This window comes from Escherichia sp. TW14182, from assembly GCF_000208525.1.
GTDB lineage: Bacteria > Pseudomonadota > Gammaproteobacteria > Enterobacterales > Enterobacteriaceae > Escherichia > Escherichia ruysiae.
Map to the genome: position 1 here is coordinate 1 of NZ_AEJZ01000096.1, position 7,032 is coordinate 7,032.

Here is a 7,032-nt window from a genome sequence, read left to right on the forward strand (position 1 = left end):
GTACGTGTGCCGCTGACATTACAGCGTAAATATCCGGATATTTCACCGTCACACCTTGATGTGGTGAAAACTGAAATCGCGAAAGCCTCCAATGTTGCAGCTAAAGCCGGTGAAAACGTGGGCAGGTGGATTGATGATTTCAGACGCACAGAAGGCAGCTAATGCAGCCGGTGCGATAGCTACAGGGCTTTTATCTCTCAATATTCCGGTTCCACTGACGACAGTTCAGTGGGCTGATAAACATTATTATCTGCCGAAAGAATCTTCATATACCCCCGGACAATGGGAAACCCTGCCGTTTCAGGTTGCCATTATGAACAGCATGGGAAATGACCGGATCCGCACCGTTAATCTGATTAAATCGGCGCGCGTTGGTTACACCAAAATGCTGTTGGGGGTGGAGGCTTATTTTATTGAGCATAAATCCCGTAACAGTCTGCTTTTTCAGCCAACAGATTCTGCTGCAGAAGATTTCATGAAATCTCATGTTGAGCCCACGATAAGGGATGTACCTGCATTGCTGGAGCTGGCTCCATGGTTCGGAAGAAAGCACCGCGATAATACACTCACCCTGAAGCGTTTTTCCTCCGGTGTGGGTTTCTGGTGCCTTGGCGGCGCCGCTGCTAAAAACTACCGTGAAAAATCTGTGGATGTGGTCTGCTATGACGAACTCTCCTCGTTTGAACCGGATGTGGAAAAAGAAGGTTCGCCGACGCTGCTTGGCGATAAGCGTATCGAAGGCTCGGTATGGCCTAAATCCATACGTGGCTCAACGCCAAAAATTAAAGGCTCCTGCCAGATTGAGAAAGCCGCAAATGAATCAGCGCATTTCATGCGGTTTTATGTCCCTTGCCCTCATTGCGGGGAGGCCCAGTATCTGAAGTTTGGCGATGATGCGACGCCATTTGGCCTGAAATGGGAGAAGGGTAAACCGGAAACGGTGTATTACCTGTGTGAACATAATGGCTGTGTGATCCGGCAGTCGGAACTTGACCAGACCGACGGGCGCTGGATTTGTGACAATACCGGGATGTGGACGCGCGACGGCCTGGCATTTTACAGCGCCGGCGATGAGGAGATGCCACCGCCGCGCTCCGTCACTTTCCACATCTGGACGGCGTACAGTCCGTTCACCACCTGGGTACAGATTGTTTATGACTGGCTGGATGCGCTGAAGGATCCGAACGGTGTTAAGACGTTTATTAACACCACGCTCGGGGAGCCCTATGAAGAGGCCGTGGCAGAAAAACTGAGCTTTGAGTTGTTGCTGGAAAAAGTCTGCCACTATGGCGCGCAGGTTCCCCTGCGGGTGGTTTACCTGACCGCAGGGATCGACTCCCAGAAAGATCGCTATGAAATTTATGTCTGGGGCTGGGCTCCCGGCGAAGAAGCCTTTCTGATTGATAAGCAAATTATCATGGGGCGACCGGAAGACGAGGACACCCTTAAACGTGTTGATACGGTGATCCGGAAAAAATATCGCCATGCTGACGGTACTGAAATTTCCATTTCCCGTGTCTGCTGGGATACCGGTGGTATCGACCAGGACATTGTGTATCAGCGTTCCAGGAAACACGGCACTTTTTTTGTGCTTCCCATAAAAGGGGCATCGGTGTACGGCAAGCCGGTGATCACCATGCCCAAAAAGCGCAACCAGCGTGGTGTGTTTTTGTGTGAGGTGGGCTCCGATACCGTCAAGGAAATGCTGTACGCCCGTTTTGCCCTGCCGGTGGTCTCTGCCAGTGAAGCCGCCCCGTATACCTTCCGTTTTCCGGATAACCCCGACATTTTTTCGGAAGAAGAGGCGCGTCAGATCGTGGCGGAAGAGCTGGTGGAGAAGGTGGTTAATGGCAGGGTGAAACTGCTGTGGGATAAAAAAGGGCGACGCAACGAAGCCCTCGACTGCCTGGTATATGCCTATGCTGCCCTGCGTATTTCAGTTCAGCGGTGGCAGCTGGATCTTGAAGCACTGGCCCGTGCCAGAAGAGATGAGCAGGACGACGATGAGATGAGTCTGGAAGAAATCGCGGCTGCACTGAGTGGAGGATAAAGAATGGTTTATACGCATGAAATGCTTTGTGATGCCCGCCGGGCATTACATGAACTGATGATCGGACGTGCTGTGGTTTCCGTCAGTAAGGACGGGCGTCAGGTTCAGTATTCGCGGGCGACGATTGGTGAACTACGCCAGTATATTGAAGAGCTGGAAAGTGCGCTGGGCGTATCCGGACGGCGTCGCGGCCCGGCAGGAGTGGGGCTGTGAACAGGGAACTGGTGGATCTTCACGGGCAGCCATTGCGGCAGAGTATGGGGTATTCCGGAGGGGGTACCGGATTTGGCGGACAGCTTGCGGAATGGTTGCCTGCACCGGAAAGTGCCGACGTGGCGCTCTTACCTTCCATTCAGCTGGGTAACGCCCGTGCGGATGATCTGGTCCGCAATAACGGTATTGCCGCAAACGCCGTTGAAATTCATAAAGACCATATCGTCGGACACATGTTTCGTCTGAGTTACCGGCCCAACTGGCGCTGGCTGGGGATGTCGGAAGCCGATTCACATGCCTTTATTGAAGATGTGGAGGCGGCGTGGATGGAATTCTGCGATCCGGTGTTTGGTTCGATGGATGTGGAGGGGCGTCGCTCGTTTACCGAATTTATTCGTGAAGGGGTGGGCGTTCATACATTTAACGGTGAAATTTTTGTCCAGCCCGTATGGGATACGGAATCCACGTCATTATTCCGGACGAAATTCAAGACCATCAGCCCGAAACGTGTCAGTACACCCGGTTATGGTACCGGCGATCGTTTTATGCGTGCCGGGGTGGAAATCAACCGGTACGGAAAAGCACTGGCCTACCATGTTCAGGAAGATGACTGGCCCGGTTACGGTGTCAGCAACTGGACGCGGATTGCGGCGACGCTGCCCTCCGGGCGACCGGGAATGATCCATGTGTTTCAGCCGCAGGAGGACGGGCAGACGCGCGGGGCCAACCAGTTTTATTCTGTCATGGAGCGTCTCAAGATGCTCGACACGCTGCAGGCCACGCAACTGCAGTCGGCGGTGGTGCGGGCGATGTATGCCGCGACGATTGAATCCACGCTGGATTCGGAAAAAGCATTTGAATATATCGCCGGGGTGGGAGATGGCGGTAAAAATCCCCTGAACACCATCATGAAAGGCTACGCGCGTTATTACGCCACCAATACGGTAAAGCTGGGCGGGGTCCGTATTCCGCATCTTTATCCGGGGGATTCACTGAATCTGCAGACAGCGCAGAATGCAGATAATGGTTTCTCTGAACTGGAAAAGGCGCTGTTACGTTACATCGCTGCCGGACTGGGGGTGTCCTATGAACAGCTTTCCCGTGATTATTCACAGGTCAGTTATTCCAGTGCCAGGGCATCCGCCAATGAGTCGTGGCGGTATTTTATGGGCAAACGAAAATTTGTGGCCAGTCGACTGGCATCACAGATGTTTGCCTGCTGGCTGGAGGAAGCGCTTATTCGCGGTGTGATCCGCCCGCCGAAATCCCGTTTTTCATTCTGGGAGGCCCGTTCCGGATGGTGTCGTGCCGAGTGGATTGGTGCCGGTCGCATGGCGATTGATGGCCTTAAGGAAGTGCAGGAAGCGGTGATGCGTATTGAAGGTGGTTTAAGTACGTATGAGAAAGAGCTGGCCCTGATGGGCGATGACTATCAGGAGATTTTCCGCCAGCAACTGCGTGAAAGCCAGGAGCGACAGGCAGCGGGTCTTCCCCGCCCCATCTGGATAAAGGACACGTTTCAGCAGCAGATCCGACAGACAACGGGAGAAAAAGTCGATGCGTCGTAATTTATCGCATATTGCCGCCATGGCATTTAATGAGCCGCTTTTACTGGAACCCGCCTATGCGCGGGTTTTCTTTTGCGCGCTGGGTAAAGAGATGGGAGCCGGCAGCCTTGCCGTTCCTCAGCAGGCTGTTCAGCTTGATGCTGATGGTATGCAACTGGCTGTGACTGACTATATGGCGGGCGGTCAGCGTCCGGCAAAGAGTTACCAGGTGAAGAATGGCATCGCCATTCTTCCGGTGAGCGGCACGCTGGTGCATAAACTGGGTACCCTGCGGCCTTACTCCGGCATGACTGGCTATGACGGCCTGACGGCCCGCCTTCAGATGGCGGTGAATGATCCGGATGTGCGCGGCATTTTGCTGGATATCGACAGCCCGGGCGGTCAGGCTGCCGGGGCGTTTGACTGTGCTGACATGATTTACCGTCTGCGGGAACAGAAGCCCGTGTGGGCGCTGTGTAATGACATGGCCTGTTCAGCCGCCATGTTGCTGGCGGCAGCCTGTACCCGTCGGCTGGTCACGCAGACGGCAAAAATTGGTTCGATTGGCGTGATGATGGCGCATACCAGTTACGAGAAACAACTGGCACAGGAAGGGGTGGACATCACGCTGATTTACTCCGGGCAGCACAAGGTTGACGGCAACAGTATTCAGGCATTGCCGGCAGGTGTGCGTGCAGATTTTCAGCGCCGTATTGATGAGGCCCGCCGGATGTTTGTCGACAAGGTGGCGCTTTATACGGGGCTGAGTTCAGAGGCAGTGATGAATACCGAGGCTGCCGTTTATGACGGTCAGGCAGGCATTGATGCAGGCCTGGCTGATCAACTGATTAATGCTGCAGATGCCGTTGAAGTGATGGTTTCTGCACTGAATGACTCTGTTACGAAGGAGAATGCAATGACTGTTAAAAATCTCACCGTTGCTGAAGCGGTGGCCCAGGAAAATCAGCGCGTGATGGGGATCCTGAATTGTCAGGAGGCGAAAGGGCGCGAGCAACTGGCGCAAATGCTGGCAGGTCAGCCAGGAATGACGATTGAGCAGGCGAAAACGTTGCTGGCTGCTGCGCCGGTTGCCGGTACTGACAGCACGGGTGATCAGATTATGGCGCTGCCGGAAGCAAAGGGGCGTGAGCAACTGGCACAGATGCTGGCAGGTCAGCCGGGGATGACGGTGGCGCAGGCGAAAGCGTTTCTGGCGGCAGCCCCTGCTGCCGGTGCTGCAGGCACAGGCGATCAGATTATGGCGTTACCGGAAGCAAAAGGGCGTGAACAACTCGCGCAGGCGCTGGCTGAACAGCCGGGAATGACCGTTGACCAGGCCAAAACGTTACTGGCGGCGGCACCGGTTGCGGGTTCTGCAAGTGTCGGCGAGCAGATTATGGCGCTGCCGGAGGCGAAAGGGCGCGAACAACTTGCACAGGCACTGACAGAACAGCCAGGAATGACGGTGGCGCAGGCGAAAACGCTGCTGGCAGCCGCGCCGGCGGCATCGCAACCGTCACAGGAAACACTTTTTGATCGCTTTATGGCACAGCATGCTGCCAGTGCGGTTTCCGGTGGCGGAACTGCCGGGCGCGGGGAGGAAGACCTGCTGATGAGTATGCCGTAAGCGATATCCGGAATTCAGATAAATCAGGAGGCTGAAAAATGATTAAAACCACCACGGAAAAGCGTGCAGATGTGCGCATTTTTGCCGGAAGCGATCCGGCGCATACCGCAACAGCCACCAGTGGTATCAGTGCTGCCACACCTGCACTGACGCCACTGATGGTGGATGACGCCACCGGAAAACTGGTTGTCTGGGATGGTCAGAAAGCCGGAACGGCTGTGGGTGTGCTGGCTCTGGCGCTTGCCGGGACCGAGCCCATGCTGACGTACTACAAAAGCGGTACGTTTGCCACTGAGTCGCTGGTCTGGCCTGGTTCGGTGGATGCGGTGAAAAAAGCCAACGCATTTGTGGGAAGTGCCATCAGTCACGCCTGATGGTGAAGTGATTAACTGAAAAAACGGGTCGCGATGCGGCCCGTTTGTGTTTCTGAAGGAAAATAAATTATGGGGTTATTTACCACGCGTCAGTTACTCGGGTACACCGAGCAGAAAGTGAAATTTCGTGCGCTGTTTCTTGAGCTGTTCTTTCGTCGCACGATCACTTTCCATACTCAGGAAGTCATGCTGGATAAAATTACCGGCAAAACACCGGTTGCGGCGTATGTGTCTCCGGTGGTGTCAGGCAAAGTGCTGCGCAGCCGTGGTGGTGAAACCCGCGTGTTACGTCCCGGTTATGTAAAACCAAAACACCGCTTTGATTATCAGCAGGCTGTAGAACGTCTTCCGGGGGAAGATCCGGCCCGCCTTAATGACCCGGCTTACCGCCGTCTGCGTATTCTGACGGACAACCTGAAACAGGAAGAGCAGGCGATTGTGCAGGTGGAAGAAATGCAGGCAGTCAGTGCTGTTCTGCAGGGTAAATACACTATGAGCGGCGAGCAGTTTGAGACGGTGGAAGTGGATTTTGGGCGTTCTGCCGCCAATAACATTACGCAGGCTGGCGGACGCGAATGGTCAAAGCAGAATGCTGACACCTTCGATCCGACGCATGATCTTGATGCGTACTGCGATTTTGCTTCCGGTACCATCAATATCGCGATTATGGACGGCACGGTCTGGCGTATGCTGAATGGTTTTAAACTGTTCCGTGAAAAACTGGATACCCGCCGTGGCTCCAAATCTGAGCTGGAAACCGCACTGAAAGACCTGGGTTCCGTGGTTTCCTTTAAGGGCTGGTACGGCGATCTGGCTGTCGTGGTGGCGAAGACAACGTATGTTGACGAAAACGGGGATGAACAGCGTTATCTGCCGGAAGGTACACTGATTCTGGGAAACACTCAGGCGGAGGGCGTCCGTTGCTATGGCGCAATCCAGGATAATCAGGCGCTGAGTGAAGGGATCACCTCTGCGATTCGTTATCCGAAACACTGGGAGGAAGTGGGGGATCCTGGTTGCGAATATACCATGACGCAGTCTGCGCCGTTGATGGTGCTGCCGGATCCGGATGCGTTTGTGGTGGTTCAGGTGAAATAAGACGGGGCGGGATATTCCCGCCTTTTTCTTTAGCGCACGGGAGAGATGTGATGACAAAAGAGCAGATGACTGAACGTTTGCAGGAACTGGCAGTGATTCTGGGGCGTGAAGCAGATATTTCAG

General features: G+C 54.5%; 7 protein-coding genes. All 7 read left to right on the top strand.

Annotated features, from left to right (window positions below):
- Positions 1 to 162: terminase small subunit (locus tag EQY_RS0109950; RefSeq protein ID WP_038808942.1), on the top strand; the 162-nt coding region annotated here is incomplete at its 5' end.
- A complete protein-coding gene (locus tag EQY_RS0109955; RefSeq protein ID WP_000622382.1) occupies positions 134 to 2,050 on the top strand; it encodes a phage terminase large subunit family protein in 1,917 nt (638 codons plus the stop codon). The genes EQY_RS0109950 and EQY_RS0109955, both read left to right, overlap by 29 nt.
- A 3-nt stretch (positions 2,051 to 2,053) precedes the next feature.
- A complete protein-coding gene (locus tag EQY_RS0109960; protein ID WP_000263126.1) occupies positions 2,054 to 2,263 on the top strand; it encodes a phage head-tail joining protein in 210 nt (69 codons plus the stop codon).
- Between the two features lie 44 nt (positions 2,264 to 2,307).
- Positions 2,308 to 3,831, top strand: coding sequence for a phage portal protein (locus EQY_RS0109965; RefSeq protein ID WP_050545352.1), 1,524 nt, complete (start codon positions 2,308 to 2,310; stop codon positions 3,829 to 3,831).
- Positions 3,821 to 5,437: a S49 family peptidase gene (locus EQY_RS0109970; RefSeq protein ID WP_001253878.1), complete on the top strand. Its 1,617-nt coding sequence runs from the start codon at positions 3,821 to 3,823 to the stop codon at positions 5,435 to 5,437. Before EQY_RS0109965 ends, EQY_RS0109970 begins: the two co-directional genes overlap by 11 nt.
- 38 nt (positions 5,438 to 5,475) lie before the next feature.
- A complete protein-coding gene (locus EQY_RS0109975; RefSeq protein ID WP_000598340.1) occupies positions 5,476 to 5,811 on the top strand; it encodes a head decoration protein in 336 nt (111 codons plus the stop codon).
- Positions 5,812 to 5,880: 69 nt separating this feature from the next.
- On the top strand, positions 5,881 to 6,909 hold the full coding sequence (locus EQY_RS0109980; RefSeq protein ID WP_000522570.1) for a major capsid protein: 1,029 nt from the start codon (positions 5,881 to 5,883) through the stop codon (positions 6,907 to 6,909).
- The last annotated feature ends 123 nt before the right edge of the window (positions 6,910 to 7,032 follow it).

Coding starts and splice junctions, on each gene's coding strand:
- EQY_RS0109955 (WP_000622382.1), top strand. CDS start 134: ATGATTTCAGACGCACAGAAGGCAGCTAATGCAGCCGGTGCGATAGCT.
- EQY_RS0109960 (WP_000263126.1), top strand. CDS start 2,054: ATGGTTTATACGCATGAAATGCTTTGTGATGCCCGCCGGGCATTACAT.
- EQY_RS0109965 (WP_050545352.1), top strand. CDS start 2,308: ATGGGGTATTCCGGAGGGGGTACCGGATTTGGCGGACAGCTTGCGGAA.
- EQY_RS0109970 (WP_001253878.1), top strand. CDS start 3,821: ATGCGTCGTAATTTATCGCATATTGCCGCCATGGCATTTAATGAGCCG.
- EQY_RS0109975 (WP_000598340.1), top strand. CDS start 5,476: ATGATTAAAACCACCACGGAAAAGCGTGCAGATGTGCGCATTTTTGCC.
- EQY_RS0109980 (WP_000522570.1), top strand. CDS start 5,881: ATGGGGTTATTTACCACGCGTCAGTTACTCGGGTACACCGAGCAGAAA.